The sequence below is a fragment of the Citrobacter europaeus genome (assembly GCF_037482245.1).
GTDB lineage: Bacteria > Pseudomonadota > Gammaproteobacteria > Enterobacterales > Enterobacteriaceae > Citrobacter > Citrobacter europaeus.
Genome location: NZ_CP148084.1, coordinates 4,439,266 through 4,465,441, shown reverse-complemented (window position 1 = coordinate 4,465,441; position 26,176 = coordinate 4,439,266). Strand labels below are relative to the sequence as shown.

Below are 26,176 nucleotides of genomic sequence, written 5' to 3'. Positions count from 1 at the left end.
TGAGGAAACGTGATTTATTTCACAGTCAGGTCGATATTTGACTTTTGATGTTTAATTTATGATATAGCTCGGAGAATTAATAAAATAAAAATGCGAATAATTGAATTACTACGCGGGAATATGTCTTGTTATTTATTGGTGTTAATTTTATGTACACTTTTAGAGTGTTGCAATATAAGTAATATATTGATTTATTTGTACTTTTTTATGCGTGGTGAATTATTATGCGAATATATGATTTTATTATTTTCGCGGTAAAGTTTATTTCAAAATAAATATGACGATGAAGAAGGATAACGAAGGAGAGATGAACTGTGACCGGTAGCTGGTTTTTCTAATAAAACTTTCAATAACAGTAGGTTACTGATGGGGTTGAAAAAGGGTAGCCGAAAGTTATGCAAAGTTTATGCATAACCTGTTGCTGAGAGTTAGCAATTATTTAACATCATCAGCGATAAACATGCGTTGACGCAAAATATCGGTAAATAGCAGTGGTATGGCAGAGCGTTTTTTCGTATAACAACTAAAATGAAACGATGTTTTAATTAAGGGGTTTGAGATGATTGTCGGCAATATTCACAACCTGGATGCCTGGCTGCCGGAAGAGCTGCGTCAGGCGATTGAACACATTAAAGCGCATGTGACGGATGCGACGGAAAAAGGTAAGCACGACATCGACGGCGATCGTCTGTTTTATCTGATTGCTGAAGATATGACGGAGCCGTTTGCGCAGCGCCGCGCCGAATATCACGCCCGCTATCTGGATATTCAGATCCTGCTCAAAGGCCAGGAAGGAATGACTTTCAGCACCCAGCCTGCAGGCGCGCCGGAAACTGACTGGCTGGCTGACAAAGATATCGCCTTCGTGGCGGAAGGGGTACAGGAGAAAACGGTCGTGCTGAATGAAGGTGATTTCGTGGTGTTCTATCCGGGCGAAGTGCATAAACCGCTGTGCGCGGTCGGTGCCCCAGCGATGGTACGCAAAGCCGTAGTGAAAATGCGGGTGGAATAAGCGTATTTGCCGGGGGCGGCTTCGCCTTGCCCGGCCTACGGGAGCGCGGTTGTAGGCCGGATAAGATGCTTAGCATCGCCATCCGGCATTCTTTTCATCCATGCTCTCACTTCACTAATGTCGCCACCATCACCGCTTTGATGGTGTGCATCCGGTTTTCCGCCTGATCAAATACGATGCTGGCGGGTGATTCAAAGACCTCATCGGTCACTTCCATACCGCCGTGCAGACCATATTCCTGCGCCATTTGTTTGCCAAGCGTGGTTTGATCGTCATGAAACGCGGGCAGGCAGTGCAGGAACTTCACCTGCGGATTGCCGCTCAACGCCATCATCGCGCTATTAACCTGATACTTACGCAGTAGCGCAATACGTTCGGCCCACTTCTCTTTCGCTTCACCCATTGATACCCAGACGTCGGTATAGATAAAGTCCGCGTCTTTCACGCCCGTGGCGACATCTTCGGTCAGCGTAATATTGCCGCCGTTTTTCAGCGCTTGCGCTTTGCACTCCGCGACCAGGCTTTCTTGCGGCCAGCAGGCCTGCGGCGCGACCAGACGCAGATCCAGCCCGGTTAACGCGGCGGCTTCCAGCATGGAATTGCCCATGTTGTTGCGGGCATCGCCGGTGTAGACCAGCGTCATCTCATTAAACGCTTTCCCCGGCAGGTGTTCCTGCATTGTGAGCAAGTCGGCCAGCAGCTGGGTAGGGTGAAACTCGTTGGTTAATCCGTTCCATACCGGAACGCCGGCATATTCCGCCAGCGTCTCGACAATCTCCTGACCGTGTCCCCGATACTGAATACCGTCGTACATACGACCGAGCACGCGGGCGGTGTCTTTGATCGACTCTTTATGACCAATCTGACTGCCGCTCGATCCGAGATACGTTACGCGCGCGCCCTGATCGTATGCGGCAACTTCGAAAGAGCAACGGGTACGGGTTGAGTCTTTTTCGAAGATGAGCGCGATGTTCTTACCGGTGAGTTTAGCGACCTCAGTACCGTTTTTCTTCTCCGCCTTCAGCTGTGCGGCGAGCTTGAGCAGTGACGTGAGTTCAGAAGACGTGAAATCAAGCAGTTTCAAAAAATGTTTCTGATAAAACGTAGACATGGTTCCCTCACATGGCTTAGGCCATTTATTGAATTAAAATTCAATTTATATGGATGTTTATTCATTTGCAACCTTGTTTAACAAATCTTTCCTGGAAAGGTGGAGGCAATGTCAGCGGTATGTGACAATAAGAGTATCGGCAGGACATTATGAGGAACGAGCCATGGCAAACCCGGAACTACTGGAAGAACAGCGTGAAGAAACGCGCTTGATTATTGAAGAGCTACTCGAAGATGGCAGCGATCCAGACGCGCTGTACACCATTGAGCATCACCTTTCCGCAGATGACTTTGAAACCCTGGAAAAAGCGGCTGTAGAAGCCTTCAAGCTGGGTTATGAAGTGACCGAGCCGGAAGAGCTGGAAGTGGAAGAAGGCGACACGGTTATTTGCTGTGACATCCTGAGCGAATGTGCTCTGAATGCCGAGTTGATTGACGCTCAGGTTGAGCAACTGATGAACCTGGCTGAAAAATATGATGTGGAATACGACGGTTGGGGCACCTATTTTGAAGACCCGAACGGCGAAGAAGGTGAAGACGGCGACGATGAAGATCTCGTCGACGAAGATGATGACGGCGTGCGTCACTAAGTCATCTGCTGACCTACGGTGGCATTTGCTGCCGTAGGCCAAGGACTACGTATGGATTACCTGCAAATACTCTCCCCCATCCACAACTTCCTGCACTGTAAAACGCCTCAGGCCTGGCTTGATAAAGCGCGAGATCCGGCGAATCTTCCACTGTTACTGACCGATCATCTCGTCTGTGAGCTGAAAGCGGCGCAAACGGCCATGCTGCTGGTGCGTAAGTATGTCGCAGATAAACAGGGATCGCAGGCGCTGCTGGACTGGCTGAAACCCTATGAGGCGTATGTTTTCAGAGAAGGGGATGAACCGGATTTTATTGCGCTGAATAAACAGATAAGCAAAAGCGTGATGCCACAAACCGACGACCCGTGGGGACGCAAGCTTATCGACAGTATGGTTTTGCTGATCAAAGAAGAGCTGCACCACTTCTGGCAGGTGCGTGAGGCGATGATGAGCCGCAACATTCCCTACGTCAAAATTACCGCCAGCCGTTATGCCAAAGGGATGCTCAAAGAGGTGCGCACCCACGAGCCACTAACGCTAATCGATAAACTGATTTGTGGGGCTTACATTGAGGCGCGTTCCTGTGAACGGTTCGCCGCGCTGGCGCCGTACCTGGATGAGGATTTACAGGCGTTTTACCTGTCGCTACTGCGATCCGAGGCGCGGCACTATCAGGACTATCTGGTGCTGGCGCAGCAGGTTTCGGCTGATGATATCAGTAGCCGGGTGCGGTTCTTTGGCGAAGTCGAAGCCGCGCTGATTACCTCTCCCGACGATGAATTCCGTTTTCACAGCGGCGTTCCGGCTTAGCACCCTTCTGAGACGCGCGGTGCCTATCGCCGCGCGGTTTAATCCTTCCTGTTTCTGTTAGCAAAATCTGGTGGCTGGAAATCACTCGCTGCTGCCATGATAATCAAAAGACGCGAAGGGGAAATATATCCCCATAACCGAGACGATTTGGCAAAAGGATGGTTAATGAACTGGGCACACGTATTGTTGGCAGGTTATATCGGGGCGGTGATTGCTATCGTCGTCGGCATGTTTCGCAAAAAAGGCTGGCTGGGCAAGATTTCCGGCGCGGTAATTTTTGTGGTGGCGATTATCGCGTGGAATCTGTTTGATGTGCACTACCTGATCCCCCGTGAAAGCCCGGATTATGGTCTGACTGAAGAGCAGCAGTTTGAAAAGGCGATGCTCTCTAATCCGGCGTTTCAGGTCATTAAGGAGCAGGAACCTGCGCTGACACAAAAAATTATCAGCCAGGCAGCGCAGATGAAGAAAGCAGGGAGCAGTGAACAGCAGGTCATCGACGCGATACAGCCGCAAATTCTTCAGCTACAAATGGCAAGATTGCAGCAGGCGCCAGATGCCAACGTCATTGAATATATGAAAATTAACCTTGAGCAGATCGCTGCTGTGGCCAAAATAGGTGATGACGAATGCTTCCGCTTTCTGTTTCCGGCGGTAAAAGGTGGGATTAACCCGGCGCGTCTTGTTCCGCGTGAGATCATGGATCGTCGTATGGCGAGTGATATGAGCATGATGTATGCCTCACACGGCCCAAAAAAACATACGGTCACGGCAGAAGAGAAGCAGCTGGCGTTGCAGGATCTGCAAGCAATAAGCCCTGGGCTGGTACAGCGCTACGGGGATGATATTCAGATCATGGCCGATCCGACGAAAGCGATCGGCAAAGAGAAGATTGCTTGTGAGATAGTACAGGATCTCTGGTCACAGGTGCTGAAGCTGCCAACCGCTCGCGCGGCTGGCGTAATTCGCCTGATGCTTTCAGCTGAGATGCAGTAAGGCCGACATGGCCCCTCGGCGTGAAGTCAGAGGGGCTTTAACATCCGCACTTCGCAATCCACGTGCCCGGTACAGCCAAGCGCTTCGCTGATATGCTCAAAGCCTAAATGTTCATACAGGCGGATAGCCTCGGTCAGAAACGCCGTGGTCTCCAGATAGCACTGCTTAAACCCCTGCTCGCGGGCGTGATCCAGCGCCATTAGCGCCAGCTTTTTCGCCAGCCCCTGACCGCGTGCGCTCGACAGAAAGTACATCTTTTGCAGCTCGCAGATATCCGGTTCGCTACAGCCTAACGGCGCAACGCCGCCGCCGCCCACAACTTCGCCGTTTTGCTCAACCACCCAGTAGGCCGCGCCCGGCTGGCTGTACACCTGGAACAGCTCATCCAGATTCGGATCGGCCACCGTGTAACCTTTATCGGCGGTCAGGCCGTGTTCGGCAGAGACCTCGCGGATGACGTGGGCGATAGCGGCGTTATCGTCGGCGGTAATGCGGCGTAGCGTCGCAGAAACAGGGGTAATGACACTCATAGCGAACTCATGACATAAACGTGGGACATATGCAGTTAATACCACTGCGGTGAGGGGAAGCGCAAGCGAGGATAATTCAATAAAAAGCCTCTGAGCGAGGACGCCAGAGGCTTTTTAATCGTCAGTAGTGTCGGATGCGCTACGCTTATCCGACCTACGTTGACGGTGCTGTAGGCCGGATAAGCGCAGCGCCATCCGGCAAACGTACAGGCACGATGATTACAGCGCGGCGATGACCGCCTGCTGCTCAATCAGCTTCGCTTTTGCTTCTGCGTAACCGTCCAGCTTCTCACGCTCTTTGGCGATGACCGCTTCCGGTGCGCGAGCGACAAACCCTTCGTTGGAAAGCTTGCCTTCGATACGGGCAATCTCACCTTCGATTTTCGTCACTTCTTTCGCCAGACGCGCCAGTTCATCTTCTTTGTTGATGAGGCCCGCCATCGGGATCAGCAGCTCGGCGCCGTCGATGATTTTGGTCACCGAAACCGGACCTTTGTCATCGGCTGGCAGCACGGTGATGCTTTCCAGACGTGCCAGGTTCAGCAGGAAGCTGCGGTTGTCGTTCACACGACGCTCCGCATCGGAGCTCGCACCGCGCAGCAACAGCTCCAGCGGTTTGCCCGGTGCGATGTTCATTTCCGCACGGATGTTACGTACGGCAACGATCGCCTGTTTCAGCCATTCGGTATCGGCCAGCGCGGCTTCATCAACCTGTGCAGCGTTATATTCCGGGAACGGCTGCAGCATGATGGTATCTGCGGTGTTGCCGCAAATCACTTTCACGCGCTGCCAGATGGTCTCGGTGATGAACGGAATAATCGGGTGCGCCAGGCGCAGCAGACCTTCCAGCACGGTAACCAGCGTATTGCGGGTGCCGCGCAGTTCAGACTCAGAACCACCAGTCATTACCGGCTTGGTCAGTTCCAGATACCAGTCGCAGAACTGGTTCCAGGTGAACTCGTACAGGATGCCCGCGGCGATGTCGAAGCGGAAGTTATCCAGCGCTTCGCGGTACGCTTTAACGGTCTGGTTGAATTCAGCGAGGATCCAGCGGTCCGCCAGCGACAGGGTCATTTCGCCGCCGTTGAAGCCGCAATCATTTCCTTCGGTGTTCATCAGCACGAAGCGGCTGGCGTTCCACAGCTTGTTACAGAAGTTACGGTAACCTTCCAGACGCTTCATATCCCAGTTGATGTCGCGACCGGTAGAGGCCAGCGCCGCCAGGGTGAAACGCAGGGCGTCGGTACCGTGTGGCTCAATGCCGTCCGGGAACTGCTTCTCGGTACGTTTGGCAATCTTCTCTGCCAGCTGCGGCTGCATCATGTTGCCGGTACGCTTAGCAAGCAGGTCCGCCAGCGAGATACCGTCGACCATATCCAGCGGGTCAATCACGTTACCCTTGGATTTGGACATCTTCTGGCCTTCGTCGTCGCGGATAAGACCGGTCATGTAGACGGTCTTAAACGGCACCTGCGGCTTGCCGTTTGCATCTTTGATGAAGTGCATGGTCATCATGATCATGCGGGCAATCCAGAAGAAGATGATGTCGAAGCCGGAAACCATCACGCTGGTTGGGTGGAACTGACGCAGCGCGTCGGTGTTTTCCGGCCAGCCGAGGGTAGAGAAGGTCCACAGCGCGGAGGAGAACCAGGTATCGAGAACGTCTTCGTCCTGACGAAGCTGAACGTCGGCGCCGAGGTTGTTTTCCTGACGCACTTCGTCTTCGGTACGGCCAACGTAGACGTTGCCGTCGTTGTCATACCATGCCGGGATACGGTGACCCCACCACAGCTGACGAGAGATGCACCAGTCCTGAATGTCGCGCATCCAGGAGAAGTACATGTTTTCGTACTGCTTCGGTACGAACTGGATGTCGCCGTTCTCAACCGCTTCTACCGCCGGTTTCGCCAGCACGTCGGCACGGACGTACCACTGGTCGGTCAGCATCGGTTCGATAACTACGCCGCCACGGTCACCGTAAGGTACGGTCAGATCGTGTGGTTTAATTTCTTCCAGCAGGCCCAGCGCGTCAACGGCTGCGACGATCGCTTTACGCGCGGCAAAGCGTTCCAGCTTCTGGAATTCAGCCGGGATAGCGTTGGAGTAAACCTCAGACTCTTCGCCTTTGGTGTCGTACACTTCTGCGGTTTCGCGGATGTCGCCATCAAAGGTCAGAATGTTGATCATCGGCAGGCCGTGACGTTTCCCGACTTCGTAGTCGTTAAAGTCGTGCGCAGGCGTGATCTTCACGCAGCCGGTGCCTTTTTCCATATCGGCATGTTCATCGCCCACGATCGGAATACGGCGGTCAACCAGCGGCAGAATAACGAACTTGCCGATCAGATCTTTATAACGCGGATCTTCCGGGTTCACGGCCACGCCGGTATCGCCCAGAATAGTTTCCGGACGGGTGGTGGCGACGACCAGGTAATCTTTACCGTCTGCGGTTTTCGCGCCGTCGGCCAGCGGATAGCGGATGTGCCACATGGAGCCTTTAGACTCGCGGTTTTCCACTTCCAGGTCAGAGATGGCGGTGCGCAGTTTCGGGTCCCAGTTCACCAGGCGCTTGCCACGGTAAATCAGGTCTTCTTTGTACAGGCGAACGAAAACTTCTTTCACGGCATTGGAAAGGCCTTCGTCCATGGTGAAGCGCTCGCGCTCCCAGTCAACGGAGTTGCCGAGACGGCGCATCTGACGGGTAATGGTGCCGCCGGATTCCGCTTTCCACTGCCAGATTTTGTCGATAAACGCTTCGCGACCGTAGTCGTGACGGGTTTTACCTTCTTCAGCGGCAATCTTACGCTCAACCACCATCTGGGTGGCGATACCCGCGTGATCGGTACCGGCCTGCCACAGAGTGTTTTTACCCTGCATGCGCTGGTAGCGGATCATGGTATCCATGATGGTTTGCTGGAAAGCATGACCCATATGCAAACTGCCGGTGACGTTCGGCGGCGGGATCATGATGCAGAAGGACTCTTTGCTTTCATCGCCGTTAGGTTTGAAATAGCCCTGCTTTTCCCAGTGCTCGTAAAGCGGCTGTTCGATATCTTGTGGGTTGTATGTCTTTTCCATTATTTCCAGGTTGCCGTATTCAGGTTAAAACCAGCCACGCGGTAAGCTTTGTAGCGATCGCGTGCCGATTGTTTCAAAGAATCTTCGTAAGGAACGAAGTCTATCACTTCTGTGAAAGCGGTGGCAAAATCTGCAAAGCCAACGCGCAAACTGATCAGCAGGTCGCGCGGGCTGCTGTTGCGTTTCTCCGGCCAGGCTATTTCTACCGGCGCGCCGCCTCTGGGGCCTTCACCCGCCAGATTATGTGGAACAAAGCTTTCTGCCGGTCTTGCCCACAGGGCTTCATCCAGTCGAAGAGCCTGCTTTTCGTTTTCACAGGCGATCAGCACGCGCTTGCCAGCCCGCCAACGTTCTGCGGCAATTTCACACACCAGTTGCTCAACGGCGCTTAAGCCATCTTGTTGTGTGTCGTTGTCCAGAAGATAGAACGTCGCATTCTTCATATATGGGGCTTCTTGTGGTGGATTTAAATACGTTGCCATGATGCACACCGTAGGCCTGATAAGGCGCAATAGCGCCGCCATCAGGCGTTTTGCCGGATGGCGCTGCGCTTATCCGGCCTACGGGGCAATCTCAAACTTACTCTTCGCCGTTAAAACCGGCGCGATTGAGCAGGAATTGCGACAACAGCGCCACCGGACGACCGGTTGCGCCTTTGGCTTTCCCTGAACGCCATGCGGTACCGGCGATGTCCAGGTGCGCCCAGTTGTACTTACGGGTAAAGCGTGACAGGAAGCAGCCTGCGGTAATGGCTCCGCCAGGACGTCCGCCGATGTTCGCCATATCCGCAAAGTTGGACTCTAACTGCTCCTGGTATTCATCACCCAGCGGCAAACGCCATGCGCGGTCGCCAGCCTGCTCGGATGCGCCGATCAGCTCATGCGCCAGCGGATTGTGGTTCGACATCAGGCCGGTGATGTGATGGCCCAGCGCAATTACGCACGCGCCGGTCAGGGTTGCAACGTCAATCACCGCCTCTGGCTCAAAGCGCTCGACGTAAGTTAACACGTCGCACAGCACCAGACGGCCTTCGGCGTCGGTGTTGAGCACTTCAACGGTCTGCCCGGACATCGTGGTCAGTACATCGCCTGGGCGATACGCGCGGCCACCCGGCATGTTTTCGCAACCCGCCAGCACGCCGACGACGTTGATTGGCAACTGAAGCTCAGCGACCATGCGCATCACGCCGTATACCGCTGCAGCACCGCACATGTCGTACTTCATCTCATCCATGCCTTCGGCAGGTTTGATGGAGATACCACCGGAGTCGAAGGTTAACCCTTTACCGACCAGCACAATCGGACGCGCGTCTTCGGACGGATTACCTTTGTACTCGATGACCGACATCAGCGACTCGTTCTGCGAGCCGTGACCGACGGCCAGATAAGAGTGCATGCCCAGCTCTTTCATCTGCTGTTCGCCGATCACGCGGGTCACAACATTTTTGCTGTAGCTGTCTGCCAGCTGGCGCGCCTGAGAGGCCAGGTAGGCGGCGTTACAGATGTTCGGCGGCATGTTGCCGAGATCTTTTGCCGCTTTAATACCGGCGGCGATCGCCAGACCGTGCTGGATAGCACGCTCACCGCTGGTCAATTCGCGGCGGGTCGGTACGTTGAAGACCATTTTACGCAGCGGGCGACGCGGCTCGCTTTTGTTGGTCTTCAGTTGATCAAAGCTGTATAGCGTTTCCTGTGCCGTCTCAACGGCCTGGCGCACTTTCCAGTAGTTGTTGCGCCCTTTGACGTGCAGCTCAGTCAGGAAGCAGACGGCTTCCATTGAGCCAGTATCATTCAGCGTATTGATGGTTTTCTGAATGACCTGCTTGTACTGGCGCTCATCAAGTTCGCGCTCTTTGCCACACCCAATGAGGAGAATTCGCTCAGACAGAACGTTAGGAACATGGTGCAGCAACAGGGTTTGACCCGGTTTGCCTTCCAGTTCACCACGACGCAGCAGTGCGCTGATGTACCCGTCGCTGATCTTGTCGAGCTGCTCTGCAATCGGAGAGAGGCGGCGTGGTTCAAAGACACCCACGACGATGCACGCACTCCGCTGTTTCTCCGGGCTACCGCTTTTTACACTGAACTCCATGCACTACGCTCCTGAATCTTAAAGACAACGGCGGTGGCTACGGATAGAATTGCAAGCTTTCGTAACTCATACCCGCTGTTGCGGTGACTTCGTGTTAATCTTAACGTTATTACGGCATTGGCACGTCAGAACAATTTCTGAGAGGTGGATCCGTTGAGTATAATGATCTTAGCGACGATTTCGACGACTCAAGAGAATAAATGACGTTTAAGCCATGAAACAAGCTAAATTCCGGCAAAAGACGGGTTTTTACGGGCGTATTTAAAGTGATAATCATAAGATATCTGGTTCGGGAAACGCTCAAAAGCCAACTTGCGATCCTATTCATCCTGCTTTTGATCTTCTTTTGTCAAAAGCTGGTCAGGATCCTTGGTGCGGCGGTTGACGGTGATATCCCGGCGAATCTGGTGCTCTCGCTGCTGGGGCTGGGCGTGCCAGAAATGGCGCAACTTATCTTGCCCTTAAGCCTGTTCCTCGGGCTGCTGATGACGCTGGGCAAACTGTATACCGAAAGTGAAATTACGGTCATGCACGCCTGTGGGCTGAGCAAGGCTGTATTAGTGAAAGCGGCGATGGTGCTGGCGCTGTTTACCAGTATTATTGCGGCGGTCAACGTGATGTGGGCTGGACCGTGGTCCTCCAGACATCAGGACGAAGTGCTGGCGGAGGCGAAAGCGAACCCCGGTATGGCGGCGCTCGCTCAGGGCCAGTTCCAACAGGCGACTAACGGCGGTTCGGTGCTGTTTATCGAAAGCGTTGACGGCAGCAACTTCAACGATGTGTTCCTCGCGCAAATCCGCCCGAAAGGTAACGCCCGTCCTTCGGTGGTGGTAGCGGATTCCGGACACCTTACCCAGACGCGCGATGGTTCTCAGGTCGTGACGCTTAACCAGGGTACGCGCTTTGAAGGGACCGCGCTGCTGCGCGATTTCCGCATTACTGACTTCCAGGATTATCAGGCGATTATCGGTCATCAGGCCGTGGCGCTGGATCCAAACGATACCGACCAGATGAACATGCGTACCCTGTGGACGACCGATACCGATCGCGCCCGCGCGGAGCTGACCTGGCGTATCACGTTAGTATTCACTGTATTTATGATGGCGCTGATGGTCGTACCGCTGAGCGTGGTGAACCCGCGTCAGGGTCGCGTACTGTCGATGCTGCCAGCCATGCTGCTCTATTTGCTGTTCTTCCTGGTGCAGACATCGCTGAAGTCGAATGGCGGTAAAGGTAAGCTGGATCCGGTATTCTGGATGTGGACGGTTAACCTGGCGTATCTGGCGCTGGCGATTGTGCTTAACCTCTGGGATACGGTGCCGATGCGCCGCTTGCGTGCCCGTTTTATGCGTAAAGGAGCGGTATAATGCAGCCTTTTGGTGTACTTGACCGCTATATCGGTAAAACCATTTTCACCACCATCATGATGACGTTGTTCATGCTGGTGTCGCTCTCCGGGATCATCAAGTTTGTCGACCAGCTGAAAAAAGCCGGGCAGGGGAGTTACGATGCGATGGGCGCCGGGCTGTATACCCTGCTCAGCGCGCCGAAAGATATCCAGATCTTCTTCCCGATGGCGGCGCTGCTGGGTGCTTTGTTGGGTCTGGGCATGCTGGCCCAGCGCAGCGAACTGGTGGTGATGCAGGCTTCCGGTTTTACCCGTATGCAGGTGGCGTTGTCGGTGATGAAAACCGCGATTCCGCTGGTGCTGCTGACGATGGCCATCGGTGAATGGGTGGCGCCGCAGGGTGAACAGATGGCGCGTAACTACCGTGCGCAGCAGATGTACGGCGGCTCGTTGCTCTCCACCCAGCAGGGATTGTGGGCGAAAGATGGCGACAGCTTTGTCTACATCGAGCGGGTGAAAGGCGACGCCGAGTTAGGCGGGATTAGCATCTACTCCTTTAACGACAAACGCCGTCTGCAGTCCGTTCGCTATGCCGCAAGCGCGACGTTTGACCCGGAACAAAAGGTCTGGCGTCTGGCGCAGGTGGATGAATCCAACCTGACCGATCCGAAGCAAATCACCGGATCGCAAACGGTGAGCGGTACCTGGAAAACCAACCTTACGCCCGACAAGCTCGGCGTCGTGGCGTTGGATCCTGATGCGCTGTCGATTAGCGGTCTGCATAACTACGTGAAGTACCTGAAGTCGAGCGGCCAGGACGCCGGACGCTATCAGCTCAATATGTGGAGCAAAGTCTTCCAGCCGCTGTCTGTGGCGGTCATGATGCTGATGGCGCTGTCGTTTATCTTTGGTCCGCTGCGTAGCGTGCCGATGGGCGTGCGCGTGGTGACAGGGATTAGCTTTGGCTTTGTGTTCTATGTGCTGGACCAAATCTTTGGCCCGCTGACGCTGGTGTACGGCATTCCGCCGATTATCGGTGCGCTGTTGCCAAGCGCCAGCTTCTTCCTGATTAGCCTGTGGCTGATGCTGCGTAAGTCGTAATATCTACCCCTCCCGCTGTGCGGGAGGGGGCTTCCTGTTAACGTTTTCTCCCGCCCATCAAACTTCCCAACATACCGCGGATTATCTGATTGGTGACCTGGCGCGCCGCGCTTTTCGCCACGCTCTGTACTACGCCATCGCGCTTGCCGCCACGTGGTCCGGTGCTGCCAAACAGAATATCCTTCAACCCGCCGAGAATACCGCTGTCCACCTCAACCGCTTTACCGTTGGCGGGAGGCGTATTTTGCTGCTCGGTGCTGGCCTGCACGCCTTGCTGCAAACGTTCATAGGCGGATTCACGGTCGACCTCTTCCTCATATTTGCCGTACAGCGAAGAGTGATTAATCAGCCCGTTGCGCTCGTCATCCGTCACCGGTCCCATCCGTGAACACGGTGCAATGACCATCGCTCGCTCAACCACTGACGGGCTGCCTTTGGCGTCCAGAAACGACACCAGCGCCTCGCCGGTTCCCAGTTCCTGAATGGCTTTTTCGGTATCAAATGCCGGGTTGGCGCGCATGGTTTGCGCCGCGGTTTTCACCGCTTTCTGGTCTTTCGGCGTGAACGCGCGCAGGGCGTGCTGCACACGGTTGCCCAACTGGCCGAGCACGTTGTCCGGAATATCCGACGGGTTTTGCGAGACGAACCACACGCCGACCCCTTTCGAGCGAATCAGACGGATCACCTGCTCGATTTTATCCAGCAGCACCTGCGGGGCATCGTTGAACAGCAGGTGCGCTTCATCGAAGAAGAACACCAGTTTTGGCTTCTCCAGATCGCCCGCTTCCGGCAATTGTTCGTACAGTTCGGAGAGCATCCACAGCAGGCTGGCAGCGTACAGTTTGGGCATCTGGTAGAGCTTCTCGGCGCTGAGGATGTTGATCATCCCTTTGCCGCTGGCGTCGGTACGCATCCAGTCTTTGATGTCCAGCATCGGTTCGCCAAAAAAGTGCGCCGCACCCTGTTGCTCCAGCGACAGCAGTCCGCGCTGGATAGCCCCGACCGAGGCGCTACTGATATTGCCGTACTGATTCTGGAAGGATTTGGCGTTATCGCCAATATACTGAGTGATGGCCCGCAGGTCTTTGAAATCGAGCAGCAGCAGACCCTGGTCATCGGCAATGCGGAAGATAATATCCAGTACGCCGGACTGCACATCGTTAAGGTTCAGCAAACGGGCCAGCAGCAGCGGACCGAGGTCAGATACCGTGGCCCGCACGGGGTGACCTTTTTCGCCGAAGATATCCCACACCGTGACCGGATTAGCATGCGGTTGCCAGTCGGTAATGCCGATGTTTTTCAGGCGGGCGAGCAGCTTTTCAGAGGCTTGTCCTTCCTCGGCTACGCCGGTTAAGTCACCTTTCACATCGGCCATAAATACCGGCACGCCAATCTCGGACAACGATTCGGCCAGCTTCTGTAGCGTGACGGTTTTACCGGTCCCGGTCGCGCCGGTAATCAGCCCGTGACGGTTGGCCATTCCTGGCAGTAAAAACAGTTCGGTGTCCGGCGTGCGGGCAATTAGCAGGGGTGCGCTCATTGAGATTTCCTCCATTTATCCTGCCTGGAGTATAGGCAATGTCCATCAAAGAGAATATGCGATGGCGAGAGAAAATGAGTTAAAGCGTATTGCCGTGGTAAATCTGATACCCCAAATCCACGGTGTTGTGATTATGGTCGTTGTTCTTGATTTTGCTCAGCAGCATCTGTGCCGCCATACGGCCAATGTCGAAACGCGGAGTGATCACGCTGGCGAGGCTGGGGATCATCTGCCGGCCCATTTCCAGCCCGTGAAAACCAGCAATTGAGATCTGCTCCGGAACGGCCAGCTCGCGTTCGCGGCACAGCAGCAGCGCGCCCATCGCGATGTCGTCGTTGGTACAAAACACGCCGTCTAAATCCGGATGCGCGGTGAGCGCGTCCCGCATCATCTGGGTGCCAAGATGAATGGAGGAAATAGATCGCGGATTGACGCGCAGCGGCGTCAGACCCCGACGCGTCATGGCATCGCAATAGCCGCGATAGCGCTGTTCATCGCGGACATCATCTTTCGAACCAAGGTAGAGGATTTTGCGGCGCTGGCGTTTGTCCAGCATGGTGCTGACCATATCAAACGCCGCCTGACGGTTATCGAACCCAACTTCCATGTCCAGACGATCGCCCTGAATATCCATCAGTTCTACCACCGGTATGTTGGCTGAACGCAGAAATTTAACCGTGCGCAGAGTGTGATATTTCTCGGACAGGATAATGCCGTCGATATTATACGACAGCAGATTGATCACCGACTCTTCCTCGGATTCCCGGTCATAATTGTAGTTGGCGATCAGCGTCTGATAATTATGGTCGGAGGTGACCGATTCAATACCGGCCAGAATGTCGGCGAACAGTTGGTTTTGAAACGAGGGGATCAGCACGCCGAGCGTATAGCTTTGCGCGTTCAGTAGCATCGCGGGCGCGCGGTTAGGGATGTAATTAATCTCCTCCATAATCTGCGCAATGCGTTCACCGGTTTCCTTTGCGACCTTTTTCGGCGAGCGAATGTAGCGGCTCACCGTCATTTTGGTCACGCCCGCCAGCGTGGCGATGTCTTGCAAAGAAATTCTGTGGTTCCTCATCTTCTCTCCAGTACCGGGGAGCGCTGACCTGTGCTCCCCGGTGATGACCGTTTTAATGCAGGATGGCGTTCAGCGCCAGAACGCCCAGCAGACCCATAATGGAAATCAGCGTTTCCATCACCGTCCAGGTGCGCAACGTTTCCCCCACGCTGAGATTAAAATAGCCTTTAAACAGCCAGAATCCCGGATCGTTAACGTGGGAGGCAATTACGCTGCCCGCGCCGGTAGCCAGCACCATCAGCGCCGGGTCGGCGTGGGTGACGTTAATAATCGGCAGCACCACGCCTGCGGTAGTGATCGCCGCCACGGTGGCTGAACCGAGCGCGATGCGCAGCAACGCGGCTACCGTCCAGCACATCAGCAGCGGAGAAAGCGACGTGCCGGTCATCAGGTGCGAGATGTATTGCCCCACGCCGCTGTCGACCAGAACCTGCTTAAACGCGCCGCCCCCGGCGATGATGAACACAATCATCGCGATCGCGCCGATAGAGTCGCCAATGATATCCATAATTTGCTCGATCGTCCGTCCGTTACGTCGACCAAGGGTAAAAATGGCGAGCACGATAGCGATAAACAACGCGACCGCAGGGTTGCCGATAAACTCAAAGAACACCCGCACGCTGTTGGTTTTCGGCAGCGTAATTTCGCACACTGCGGCGACCGCCATCAGTATGACCGGGATTACCGCCGCAAAGATACTATTCCAGAACGACGGCATCTCTTCTTCAGTGAACAGATGCGGGTTGAATAACCCTTCCGGCGGCGCTTTCTCAAAGCGGGTCAGCAGCTTAGAAAACAGCGGCCCGGCGACAATCACCGTCGGGATAGTAATAATAAATCCGTACAGCAGGGTGGTGCCGAGATTGGCCTCGAAAATGGTGGCAATCGCGGTAGGCCCCGGATGCGGCGGCAGAAAACAGTGGGTCACGGACAATGCTGCCACCATTGGCACGCCAACATACAGCAGCGGCAGACCGGAAGAGGCCACCACCGTAAATACCAGCGGCAGCAGCAGAACAAAGCCGACTTCGAAGAACATCGCCAGACCGACCACCAGACCGGTGATCACCAGCGCCCACTGCACGCGTTTTTTACCGAACGTGCCAATCAGCGTGGTGGCGATGCGCTGAGCCGCGCCGGTATCGGAAATCAGCTTACCGAGCATCGCGCCGAACCCGAGGATCATCGCCAGCCCGCCGAGCGTCCCGCCGATCCCATTTTGTATTGAGTGCAGAACGGCCTGGGCATCCATCCCTTCGGCAAAACCGACGACCGCCGCCACCAGGACCAGAGCAATAAAGCCGTTAACTTTAAAGCCAATCATCAGGACCAGGAGCAGCGCGACGCCTGCCGCAATTATTATTAATGGCATAATCGTTTCTCTTATATCCCCGTCATACTTCAAGTTGCAGGTGTGTTGGCTACAGCTCGAATTATTTAGGGGGGAGCCAAAAATGCAGCGCCTGGGCGCTGCGTGATGTTGCGTTGTGTGGTATCAGACGGCGACCAGCATGCCGCCATCGACAAACAACAGGTGCCCGTTTACAAAATCGGATGCTTTAGAAGAGAGGAATACCGCCGCGCCGATCAGCTCCTGCGGATCGCCCCAGCGCGCGGCTGGCGTACGTTTGCACAGCCAGGAGGTGAAAGCTTCATCCTCGACCAGCGCTTTGGTCATTTCGGTTTTGAAGTAGCCCGGCGCAATACCGTTAACCTGGATATTATGGCGTGCCAGCTCAACGCACATCCCGCGGGTGAGCATTTTTACCGCGCCTTTGGAGGCGGCGTACGGCGTGATGGTGTCGCGGCCCAGTTCGCTCTGCATGGAACAGATGTTGATGACCTTCCCGGCCTGACGTTCAACCATGCGACGCGTTACCACCTGCGAGACCAGGAATACCGCCGTCTGGTTAACGGCAATCACATCGTTCCAGTCCTGCTCCGGGAACTCGGTAAACGGATGGCGACGCTGGATACCGGCGTTATTCACCAGCACATCAATTTGGCCAATGTCTTTTTCGATATGCTCGATGGCGGCATCAATATCCTGTTTATGCGTAACATTGAACGGCGCGGCAACGGCGCGGATCCCTTCCTGCTGCAGTTTGGCGACGGCGGCCTCCGCGCGCTCTGGCGTAATATCATTGACGATAATCTGCGCGCCATATTTACCCAGCCCGGTCGCCAGTAAATAACCAATACCCTGAGCCGAACCGGTGATCAGAATGTTTTTGCCGTCCAGTGAAAAAAGATCGTTCATCATGTTATTCCTTATTTTGTTTCTGCAAAAACGAGCTGGACTTTCGCCGCCTGGGTTTTATCCCCGGCGAAGATCAGCGCCTGTTCAAGCTCGGTAAACGGATATTCGGCGCTGAGTAACGGCAGCGGATCGATAACGTTATTCGCCAGCCACGACACCGCTGTGTTGAACTCGGTGGTAAAGCGGAACGAGCCTTTGAGCGCGATCTCTTTGCCGATCAGCATCATCATCGGGAAGTCCGGCACCGCGCCGCCCATGCCGACCTGCACCATCACGCCTTTTGCGCGGGTGACTTCCAGACAGGTGGTGATTGAGGATGGATGGCCGGAGACTTCGAAGCTGACGTCGAAGTAGCCTTTCTCTTTTTTCCACTCGTCGAGCGAGTCCTGTTGCGGGTTAATCAGCGTGTCAGCCCCCATCTGCTGGGCAAGCGACAGCGAGCGCGGGCTGATATCAGCACAGACAATCTCTGCTGCGCCGAGCGTTTTCACCGCGCTGACGATCAGACAGCCGATAGGACCGACGCCGGAGATAAACACGCGCTTGCCCTGCAGGTCGCCCGCTTCATGCGCGGCGTGGATCGCTACCGCCAGCGGTTCGGCAAAGGCCATGACTTTTTCATCGGCCTCTTGCGGGTAAGGGATGCACTGCGCAGTATCGACGGTTTTAAACCGGGTAAAACCGCCGTCGACGTGGGGAAAATACATGGCGCTGCCAAAAAAGCGCATTTCCGTGCACTGGTTTTCTTCGTGCTGCAAACAGTATTTACAGTGGCCACACGGCTTCGACGGATTAATAGCCACCGACTGACCTTCATGTAATTCTTTTGAATCGCTGTGCACCACTTTACCAATAACTTCATGGCCTAAAATCATCGGCGCTTTAACGGTAAAATTACCGACTTTCCCTTCCTGGTAATAATGTAAATCGGAACCACAAATACCGCCGCGGGTAATTTGTACTAATGTTCCTTTATTATCCCATTCAATATTTTGGTCGGTTATGGCAACAGTTTTCTTACCCGCAACAACGCAGGATTGGGTTTTGACTTGCATAAATGCCTCACTGGTCAGGTAGTAACCTCGGCAGCATTTAAACGGTTTTGATTGTTATTATTTGTGACGCAGGTCACGCTGGAAAATTGTTACACTACAATGTTACGCATAACGTGATGCGCCTTGTAAATCTACGCAGTCGCGGCGAAAAAAGGTGAATTCTGCAATGTGGAAGGCGTAGTATCGCGCCATGGAATATGAATCTGGAGTTTTTCGATGGCCGGGGAAAGTTATATTTTGATGGGCGTTTCGGGTAGCGGTAAATCTTTAATTGGCAGTAAAGTTGCCGCAGTGTTATCGGCTAAATTTATTGATGGCGACGATCTCCATCCGGCCAAAAATATTGATAAAATGTCTGAAGGTATTCCATTAACCGATGAAGACCGACTGCCGTGGTTAGCACGATTAAATGACGCCTCATACAGTTTATATAAAAAGAATGAGACCGGGTTTATTGTTTGCTCGTCATTAAAAAAACAGTATCGCGATATATTGCGTCAGGGCAGCCCGAATGTACATTTCCTGTGGCTGGACGGCGACTACGAGACTATTCTGGCGCGCATGCAGCGTCGGGCAGGGCATTTTATGCCGGTGGGATTACTCAAAAGCCAGTTCGATGCGCTGGAGTGCCCGCAGGAGGATGAACGCGATATTGCCCGCATCGACGTGAACCATGACATCGAGCATGTGACGGAACAGTGCCGCCAGGCGGTGCTCGCGTTTCGTAACGGGCAATAGGTCCAGCCCCTTGCGGGACTGAGCCCGGCATCAGAAGTCGGCTTTCAGCACCACGCGGTAGCGGGCCTTGCCATCACGCACGTGCTGGATAGCGTCGTTAATTTGCGACATCGGGTACAGCTCGGTGGTAGGCGACACCTTGCTGCGACCGGCAAACTTCATCAGCTTGCGCAGTTCGAACGGCGTACCGGTCGCCGAACCGGAGATGCTGCGATCGCCAGCTATCAAAGTGAACGCCGGCACCGGCAGCGGCTTCAGCACCGCGCCGACGGTGTGGAAGTTACCGCCGTAGGCCAGTGCTTCAAAATAGGGCTGCCAGTCGAGATCGACGTTAACCGTGTTAATAATGAGATCGAACTGGCCCGCCAGCGCGTTTAGCGCATCCGGATCGCGGCTGTTGATCACCTTATCCGCTCCCATCGCCAGCACTTCCTGCTCTTTCGCTGGATTGGAGCTGAACGCGGTGACTTCGCAACCCATCGCGTGTAACAACTTAATGGCGATATGCCCCAGGCCGCCGATGCCGATCACCCCAACGCGGCTGGTGGCGGTGATATGGTGCATCAGCAGCGGTTTGAACACCGTGATGCCGCCGCACAGCAAGGGACCGGCCGCCGCCAAGTCGATGCTCTCCGGCAAGGGGATCACCCACTGCCAGTCGGCCCGCAGCTTCTCGGCAAAGCCGCCGCGATTAAGAATGGTGGGCACGGAGCCTTCCAGGCAGTTGATCTGATTGCCGCTGATACAGGCGTCGCAATGCCCGCAGCTGCGCGCCGTCCAGCCAATCCCAACGCGCTGACCAACCTTCAGACCCTTATCTTGCGCCGCGCTGCCGAGCGCCGCCACGCGACCAATCACCTCATGCCCGGCAACCAGCGGATACTGAGAGAATCCCCATTCGTTGTCGATCATCGACAAATCAGAATGGCAGATACCACAGTAATCGACCTGCACTTCGACATCTTCCGGCTTAAGCTCGCCCGCATCATATTCATAGAGTTCGAGTTCGCTGCCCGCCGCTTTTGCAGCGTAGCTTTTTATCATCGACATCGTGTTCCCCTCAGTGTGGTGTTGAACTGGAAGTGTAGAGCATGAGGAAACGGGACGCTTCGCAGAAGGGGGGATTAAGGGGGTTCTTGCGTGGGCGAAACCGTGATGTTGATTGCAGCTAAGAAAGGTAATGCTGAAATTTTCAACACTTAGCGAGCCGGACACACGCTGGCACTTGCATGGTGGCGCACGACAGGTATAATCCACAACGTTTTCCGCATCCCTTCCGTGCCGGAGTGGCGAAATCGGTAGACGCAGTTGATTCAAAATCAACCGTAGAAATACGTGCCGGTTCGAGTCCGGCCTTCGGCACCATCGGAACATCAATAGACGTCAACGGACGTCTTTTTTTGTGCCTGAAATCCAGTATTTACCTATCTTTCCCGCTATATTAACTCTCTCAAGGTCAACCGACATCAATCTACATCTACCAACACATGTTGGTACAGATGATGGTATTTCCGGTTCGATAACGCTTGTACCAACAGGAAGGGGATAAGCATGGCGTTAACAGATATCAAAGTCAGAACAGCTAAGCCAACAGATAAGCAATACAAACTGACTGATGGCAGTGGTATGCATCTTCTTGTCCACCCTAATGGTTCTAAGTACTGGCGTTTGCAGTACCGTTTTGACGGCAAGCAAAAGATGCTGGCTTTAGGTGTTTATCCTGACGTGTCGCTTGCCGATGCACGGACTCGCCGTGACGACGCTCGTAAGTTGTTGGCAAACAACATCGACCCGGGAGACAAAAAGAAAAGTGATAAAATTGAGCAAGAAGAAGCCCGCACTTTTGAGCAGCTTGCTATTGAGTGGCATGCCACAAATAAAAAGTGGTCAGAAGAACATAGTCGACGAGTGCTTAAAAGCTTGGAGGACAATCTCTTCCCTGCCATAGGTAAGCGGAATATCGCTGATCTTAAAACTAGAGACCTGCTGGCCCCAATCAAAGCGGTAGAGTTGTCGGGGCGACTTGAGGTGGCATCCCGTCTACAGCAGCGCACTACTGCAATTATGAGATATGCCGTTCAGAGTGGTTTACTTGATTACAATCCCGCGCAAGAGATGGTTGGTGCTGTCGCTTCGAGTAACCGTCAGCATAGACCTGCGTTAGAGTTGAAATGTATTACCGAACTTCTTCAACGGATTGATAACTATACCGGCAGGCCTCTAACTCGTCTTGCTGTTGAGCTAACCCTTCTTGTTTTCATTCGTTCCAGCGAATTGCGTTTTGCTCGATGGTCTGAGATCGATTTTGAAACATCAATGTGGACGATTCCAGCCGAGCGAGAAGCTATCGAAGGGGTAAAACACTCACAGCGTGGCTCAAAAATGCGCACACCTCATTTGGTGCCATTATCCCGTCAGGCGTTAGAGATACTTAAACAGGTTCACAAATTGAGTGGTGAACGTGAGTTTGTTTTCATAGGTGATCATGATCCTCGTAAGCCGATGAGTGAGAATACAGTGAACAAGGCTCTACGAGTGATGGGCTATGACACTAAAAAAGAGGTTTGTGGACATGGTTTCAGGGCTATGGCGTGTAGTTCACTGATGGAGTCACGATTGTGGTCAAAAGATGCAGTAGAGAAGCAAATGAGTCACCAGGAGCGTAACTCAGTCCGTGCAGCGTATATACATAAGGCTGAGTATCTTGATGAACGGCGACTGATGCTGCAGTGGTGGGCTGATTTTTTGGATGCGAATAGGGAAAGTGAAGTTAGTCCTTATGACTTTGGCAAGTAGTCTATTTTCTGATGCTTTCTATGTTCGAATTTGAAAAGCCAGCTTGAACTATAACCCATACTTTTTTATAACTGTATTATTCTGGCGACTCAGAGGTGCACTATGAAAACTTTCGATACCCAACTTGCGATGAGCATTGTATCGCACTCAACGGGAGGTTTTAGTTATGACACCCTCGCTAGGGCTCTGATTTCTAAGAATAAAAATGAAAGCCCTGACATCCTTCTTGAATCATGTCGAGACTTTTGTTTATCCCTTGAGGAAAAAGGCATTTTGAGACGGTGCCAAAGATGTTCTCATTCTCAAGATGAGTATTTCGAGTACATTTCTCACTAACATAAAGCCCTAGGAAAAATTTCTAGGGTCTTTTAACTCCGTTCTTGTCATCCCCCTTTTTCTACTGTAGCTTGTGTAACACGATTCGGGGGGGCGATTGTGAGCAACATCAACTTAATAACTACATGTACAAATGGAAAGCACTGCGGTAGCGGAGATATATTGAGTCTGAGTCAATTTTCATCAGGTCTAATCTCTTCAAGTGTGCTGGTGAATTCTTGGTGTAATGCTCTGAATGAAGCTATATCTACATCTGCAACTGTATGTGCAGAGGATCTTTATAAAGGTGGGCACTGGGCGACAGCTAAAGCGATCTTAAATGATTATCCTATTGATTTATGGGTGCTTTCTGCTGGGTTGGGCCTCCTTCACCACAAAGACAATGTAGTACCTTATAAAGCGACATTTGCTGTTGGATATGACGAATCAATACCATTGTATTCTCAAGAATATGTAGGGAAAAGTTTTCATAGAACATGGTGGAAAGAAATAACTAATAGATCAATTTTTAGATCTAAGCATCCTACATCTATTTTAGAATTAATGAAAAAAAATAAAAAAGAATATTATATTATTTGCGGCTCCCCAGATTATATTAATGCAATTGAATTGGATATTATTAATGGTATTGAGTATTTGGTTGATGCAAAAAAACAACTGCTTATTATAACTTCCAAAAAAATCAATGACAGGTTGACTGCATATCTTTTCAAAACCAACCAAAATATGGCTCTGTGGCTAGGATGCAATATGCTCATGCTTAATATCAGTGTGGCAAAATACATTGTTAAGGAATTTACGTCAAAACAACTCAATGATTTAAATGAGTTATCTCAAAAGTTAATTGAAGAACTTAAGGAGTTACCTGAGCGCGAAGTGAAAAAAGGAATTCGTCGTAGCCCGGAGGAAGTTAAGTCTTTCATTTTAAAGCTTATGGAAAAAAATCCTAGTATCAGTGCAACACATGCGTTGCGGGAGTTTCGTGACTCGGGAAATTCATTCGAGGAAAAACGTTTTCGGGCTGAGTTTAAGGCCTTGAGAGAGGCTAAACCCTAATGCTACTTGCCTGGGTTTCATGGTAGAATCCCCCGTTTTTTGAGGCTTTGCAGTGGCGTCACAGGAGAGTAAGTTGTCGAAGCTAAAGTATTTTTTCCCGGATAGTCAGGATTTTATCGATCCCAGTTTCGACTTCTTCCGCGAAACACGTAACGAACATCGCGTGCGTCAACGTGACGATCATTATCCGCATGAGGTTTTTCCTCATCCTTACGATGGTATGCTGGTTTCTAAAGCCGTGGTTGATGGTTTAGGCGGCGGTGAGAGCAAATATACCCGAGCCCAGCGTTTGCGTTACTTCCGTAATGGAATGAAGCACTTTTTCCGTTTGCCGGAAAATATGGAAACTATGGGTGATTGCGGAGCCTTCACTTATGTTAACCAGGACGTCCCGCCATACCGTGTGGAAGAGGTGATTGAATTCTACGAAACCTCCCGCTTTAACCATGGCGTTTCTCTCGATCATATCGTTTTTGGCTATGAGAAATCTGGTGAGGTATTCAGTGGCGAAGTGTTGGCTGAATGTCGCCGACGCCAGGATATTACGCTGACCTTGGCGCAAGAGTTTTTGAACAAGTCTCAAAAGTCCTGTTTCGCTGCCTTTGGCGTTGCACATGGATGGAGCAAAACCTCCTACCGTCAATCTGTAGAGGCCCTGCTGGCCATGGGATACAAAAATATCACCATGGGGGGGATGGTGCCGTTGAAAACGGCGCAGATCCTTGAGACTCTCGAAGAGATTAAACCTCTGCTGAAAAGTGATACACGTGTTCACTTGCTTGGTATTGCCCGTCCAGAGAGTTTCGCCGACTTTATCAAGTTTGGTGTGACCAGTATTGACTCGACCACACCGCTGCAGCAGGCCTTCAAAGATCGGAAAAATAACTACCACACGCCTGATGGCCCAGCCTATACCGCTGTGCGTGTCCCTCAGTTTGATGCGAATCCAAGTTTGAGTCGCAAAATTAAATCTGGCGTGATTGATCAGGATATTGCGCGGCATCTTGAAAAGGATGCCATGAATGCCCTGTTCGAATACGATAAAGGGGCTTTGTCCCTTGAGAAGACGCTGGAAACAGTACTGGCATATGAACGTCTTCATTCGGGCGAGAAAGAAGCCGAAAAAATTCGTGCTGACTACGAACGTACGCTGGGTGATCGTCCATGGAAGCAATGCAAGTGCAATATCTGCAAGGCCATTGGTATCAACGTCATCATTTTCCGCGGCGCAGAACGCAATCGTCGCCGCGGTTTCCATAATATTCAGGTGTTGTACAACCGTTTACAGCACACATTGTCATTACGCTCAGAGGAACTGTCATGAGTGAGTATCGTGTTCCCGCCCTGCGAATCCGACAGGGTGAGGAGAGGCAACTCTATAGCCTTGCGATAGAAGGTAAACAAATCAGCAAGATTGCAGCGATTTCACGTATCCGTCGCGGCGAAGAGAATTTGGTTGGTTATCAGCGTCCAGAAGTACGTAACCATATTCGCGAAATTCAGCGCTACATTGAGAGCGCAAATCCGATGATACCAAACCCGGTGATTATCGCTTTTGATAAGCGTGTGCGTTTTGAACCGCTTACAGATAATGGCGATATGGGACATCTGATAATACCTTTCTCCGAAGACAAGGATTTTGAGAAGCCAGGTTTTATTGTGGATGGTCAACAACGTACCGCTGCTTTGCGGGATGCAGAAATCGACTCGTTTATGATGCCGGTCTCTGCTTTTATCGCTAATGACGCGGAAGAACAGCGTGAGCAGTTCATGCTGGTTAACTCCACAAAACCGTTGCCCAAAACGTTGTTATACGAACTGGCACCGCATACCCACGGTCGTTTACCATCCGATCTGCAAATGCGTAAGTTTCCTTCACTGCTAACTCAACGACTGAACTTCGGCGAAGGTCCACTTGCAGGGCGCATCAAAACGGCGACCAATCCTGATGGGGTTATTGCTGACAACTCGATGATCAAAATGATCGATGCCAGTCTTCGTGAGGGAGCATTGTATCGCTTCCGTGACCCAGCGACAGGGTTGGGGGATGAAGGGAAGATGGTGAAACTTCTGAATAACTTCTGGTTGGCTGTGGAAACAGTGTTTACTGATGATTGGGATAAAAAGCCTCGCTATTCTCGCTTGTTACATGGTGTTGGTATTCTTGCGCTTGGCAGCTTGATGGATGAAATTGATCAGGTACATCAGGACTATAAAGGTGAACCAGGTTGGACGGAAGTCCCTTCCTACACCCGTTTTGTCGAAGAGTTAAACCGCATTAAGCCGCTTTGCGCTTGGAGCAGTGGAGTGTGGAACTTCGGCACGGATATTGATGGTCAGCCTATTGTCCGTAAATGGAATGAACTGCAGAATCTTTCCAAAGATATATCTTTGGTTACTGATTATTTGGTAGCCAGCTATATGAAAACCGTCAATGCAGATATTAAATAAGGGTGACAATCCAATTGGCATTAGAAGTATCGAGTGCTAATTGTCGACGTGGGGGTTGCCGATATAGTGCAGAAGTTCAAATTCTGTGCAAACGCCAGGCAGCTCCCATGCTTTCATTCTTACCTTCAAACGCTGAGCTTGTCATGGTATAGGTTCTAACCTAATGAAAATAAAGATTTTTATTGTTAAAGTTTAGTCGTTTT

General features: G+C 52.5%; 24 protein-coding genes and 1 tRNA gene. 13 read left to right on the top strand and 12 right to left on the bottom strand.

The window, feature by feature from the left end:
- The first annotated feature begins 559 nt into the window (after positions 1 to 559).
- Positions 560 to 1,012, top strand: coding sequence for a YhcH/YjgK/YiaL family protein (locus tag WHR59_RS20910; RefSeq protein ID WP_043018247.1), 453 nt, complete (start codon positions 560 to 562; stop codon positions 1,010 to 1,012).
- Positions 1,013 to 1,118: 106 nt separating this feature from the next.
- Here WHR59_RS20910 and argF read toward each other — a convergent pair whose 3' ends face one another.
- Positions 1,119 to 2,123 carry an ornithine carbamoyltransferase gene (argF, locus tag WHR59_RS20905; protein ID WP_043018248.1) on the bottom strand — a complete coding sequence of 335 codons (1,005 nt, stop codon included), beginning with the start codon at positions 2,121 to 2,123 and terminating at the stop codon, positions 1,119 to 1,121.
- The gene (argL, locus tag WHR59_RS24525; RefSeq protein WP_370867251.1) at positions 2,093 to 2,188 is read right to left on the bottom strand and encodes a putative translational regulatory protein ArgL; all 96 of its coding nucleotides are present in this window, start codon (positions 2,186 to 2,188) and stop codon (positions 2,093 to 2,095) included. Before argL ends, argF begins: the two co-directional genes overlap by 31 nt.
- A gap of 98 nt (positions 2,189 to 2,286) precedes the next feature.
- Here argL and rraB point away from each other — a divergent pair, with 98 nt between their 5' ends.
- From rraB to WHR59_RS20890, 3 genes are all read left to right on the top strand, one after another.
- Positions 2,287 to 2,712 (top strand): ribonuclease E inhibitor RraB, encoded by a 426-nt coding sequence (rraB, locus tag WHR59_RS20900; protein ID WP_003025845.1) that lies wholly within the window; start codon positions 2,287 to 2,289, stop codon positions 2,710 to 2,712.
- A 51-nt stretch (positions 2,713 to 2,763) separates the two neighbouring features.
- A complete protein-coding gene (gene miaE, locus WHR59_RS20895; protein ID WP_172862626.1) occupies positions 2,764 to 3,522 on the top strand; it encodes a tRNA isopentenyl-2-thiomethyl-A-37 hydroxylase MiaE in 759 nt (252 codons plus the stop codon).
- A 165-nt stretch (positions 3,523 to 3,687) separates the two neighbouring features.
- Positions 3,688 to 4,518, top strand: coding sequence for a hypothetical protein (locus WHR59_RS20890; RefSeq protein WP_043018250.1), 831 nt, complete (start codon positions 3,688 to 3,690; stop codon positions 4,516 to 4,518).
- A 26-nt stretch (positions 4,519 to 4,544) separates the two neighbouring features.
- Here the strand turns inward: WHR59_RS20890 and WHR59_RS20885 are convergent, their stop codons facing one another.
- From WHR59_RS20885 to pepA, 4 genes are all read right to left on the bottom strand, one after another.
- Complete coding sequence (locus tag WHR59_RS20885; protein WP_043018251.1) at positions 4,545 to 5,048, bottom strand: GNAT family N-acetyltransferase; 504 nt, start codon at positions 5,046 to 5,048, stop codon at positions 4,545 to 4,547.
- Positions 5,049 to 5,267: 219 nt separating this feature from the next.
- Entirely contained in the window at positions 5,268 to 8,123 is a 2,856-nt protein-coding gene (locus WHR59_RS20880; protein WP_338843438.1) for a valine--tRNA ligase, read from the bottom strand.
- Entirely contained in the window at positions 8,123 to 8,566 is a 444-nt protein-coding gene (gene holC, locus WHR59_RS20875; RefSeq protein WP_003025862.1) for a DNA polymerase III subunit chi, read from the bottom strand. The genes WHR59_RS20880 and holC overlap by 1 nt, the downstream gene beginning before the upstream one ends.
- Positions 8,567 to 8,702: 136 nt before the next feature.
- Positions 8,703 to 10,214: a leucyl aminopeptidase gene (pepA, locus tag WHR59_RS20870; protein ID WP_003025870.1), complete on the bottom strand. Its 1,512-nt coding sequence runs from the start codon at positions 10,212 to 10,214 to the stop codon at positions 8,703 to 8,705.
- A 153-nt stretch (positions 10,215 to 10,367) separates the two neighbouring features.
- Between pepA and WHR59_RS20865 the strand changes: the two genes are divergently transcribed.
- The 3 genes from WHR59_RS20865 (at position 10,368) to lptG (ending at position 12,663) form a co-directional block, all read left to right on the top strand.
- Entirely contained in the window at positions 10,368 to 10,418 is a 51-nt protein-coding gene (locus WHR59_RS20865) for a hypothetical protein (protein ID WP_212723231.1), read from the top strand.
- Positions 10,419 to 10,480: 62 nt separating this feature from the next.
- Entirely contained in the window at positions 10,481 to 11,581 is a 1,101-nt protein-coding gene (gene lptF, locus WHR59_RS20860) for an LPS export ABC transporter permease LptF (RefSeq protein ID WP_286517972.1), read from the top strand.
- Entirely contained in the window at positions 11,581 to 12,663 is a 1,083-nt protein-coding gene (gene lptG, locus WHR59_RS20855) for an LPS export ABC transporter permease LptG (RefSeq protein ID WP_043018254.1), read from the top strand. The genes lptF and lptG overlap by 1 nt, the downstream gene beginning before the upstream one ends.
- Positions 12,664 to 12,700: 37 nt before the next feature.
- On the opposite strand, the gene WHR59_RS20850 is transcribed toward lptG, so the two are convergent.
- The 5 genes from WHR59_RS20850 to idnD form a co-directional block, all read right to left on the bottom strand.
- Entirely contained in the window at positions 12,701 to 14,203 is a 1,503-nt protein-coding gene (locus WHR59_RS20850; RefSeq protein WP_075146345.1) for a helicase HerA-like C-terminal domain-containing protein, read from the bottom strand.
- 79 nt (positions 14,204 to 14,282) lie between these two features.
- Positions 14,283 to 15,281 carry a DNA-binding transcriptional regulator IdnR gene (gene idnR / locus WHR59_RS20845; RefSeq protein WP_043018255.1) on the bottom strand — a complete coding sequence of 333 codons (999 nt, stop codon included), beginning with the start codon at positions 15,279 to 15,281 and terminating at the stop codon, positions 14,283 to 14,285.
- A gap of 52 nt (positions 15,282 to 15,333) precedes the next feature.
- The gene (gene idnT / locus WHR59_RS20840; protein ID WP_016155581.1) at positions 15,334 to 16,653 is read right to left on the bottom strand and encodes a gnt-II system L-idonate transporter; all 1,320 of its coding nucleotides are present in this window, start codon (positions 16,651 to 16,653) and stop codon (positions 15,334 to 15,336) included.
- Positions 16,654 to 16,776: 123 nt separating this feature from the next.
- Positions 16,777 to 17,541 carry a gluconate 5-dehydrogenase gene (gene idnO, locus WHR59_RS20835; RefSeq protein WP_338844088.1) on the bottom strand — a complete coding sequence of 255 codons (765 nt, stop codon included), beginning with the start codon at positions 17,539 to 17,541 and terminating at the stop codon, positions 16,777 to 16,779.
- 11 nt (positions 17,542 to 17,552) lie between these two features.
- Entirely contained in the window at positions 17,553 to 18,596 is a 1,044-nt protein-coding gene (gene idnD, locus WHR59_RS20830; RefSeq protein WP_043018257.1) for an L-idonate 5-dehydrogenase, read from the bottom strand.
- 216 nt (positions 18,597 to 18,812) lie between these two features.
- Between idnD and idnK the strand changes: the two genes are divergently transcribed.
- Positions 18,813 to 19,334, top strand: a complete 522-nt coding sequence (idnK, locus tag WHR59_RS20825) for a gluconokinase (RefSeq protein ID WP_043018258.1) — start codon at positions 18,813 to 18,815, stop codon at positions 19,332 to 19,334.
- 30 nt (positions 19,335 to 19,364) lie between these two features.
- On the opposite strand, the gene ahr is transcribed toward idnK, so the two are convergent.
- Positions 19,365 to 20,384 (bottom strand): NADPH-dependent aldehyde reductase Ahr, encoded by a 1,020-nt coding sequence (ahr, locus tag WHR59_RS20820; RefSeq protein WP_220771600.1) that lies wholly within the window; start codon positions 20,382 to 20,384, stop codon positions 19,365 to 19,367.
- A gap of 230 nt (positions 20,385 to 20,614) precedes the next feature.
- On the opposite strand from ahr, the gene WHR59_RS20815 reads away from it, so the two are divergent.
- The 5 genes from WHR59_RS20815 to dbpB all read left to right on the top strand — a co-directional run bounded on the left by WHR59_RS20815 (position 20,615) and on the right by dbpB (position 25,973).
- Positions 20,615 to 20,699 (top strand) — tRNA-Leu (locus WHR59_RS20815).
- 186 nt (positions 20,700 to 20,885) lie between these two features.
- Positions 20,886 to 22,130, top strand: coding sequence for a tyrosine-type recombinase/integrase (locus tag WHR59_RS20810; protein WP_338843437.1), 1,245 nt, complete (start codon positions 20,886 to 20,888; stop codon positions 22,128 to 22,130).
- A 540-nt stretch (positions 22,131 to 22,670) separates the two neighbouring features.
- Complete coding sequence (locus WHR59_RS20805) at positions 22,671 to 23,522, top strand: hypothetical protein (RefSeq protein WP_338844087.1); 852 nt, start codon at positions 22,671 to 22,673, stop codon at positions 23,520 to 23,522.
- Between the two features lie 73 nt (positions 23,523 to 23,595).
- Complete coding sequence (gene dpdA, locus WHR59_RS20800) at positions 23,596 to 24,846, top strand: tRNA-guanine transglycosylase DpdA (RefSeq protein WP_338843436.1); 1,251 nt, start codon at positions 23,596 to 23,598, stop codon at positions 24,844 to 24,846.
- A complete protein-coding gene (gene dbpB / locus WHR59_RS20795; protein WP_338843435.1) occupies positions 24,843 to 25,973 on the top strand; it encodes a DGQHR domain-containing protein DpdB in 1,131 nt (376 codons plus the stop codon). Before dpdA ends, dbpB begins: the two co-directional genes overlap by 4 nt.
- The last annotated feature ends 203 nt before the right edge of the window (positions 25,974 to 26,176 follow it).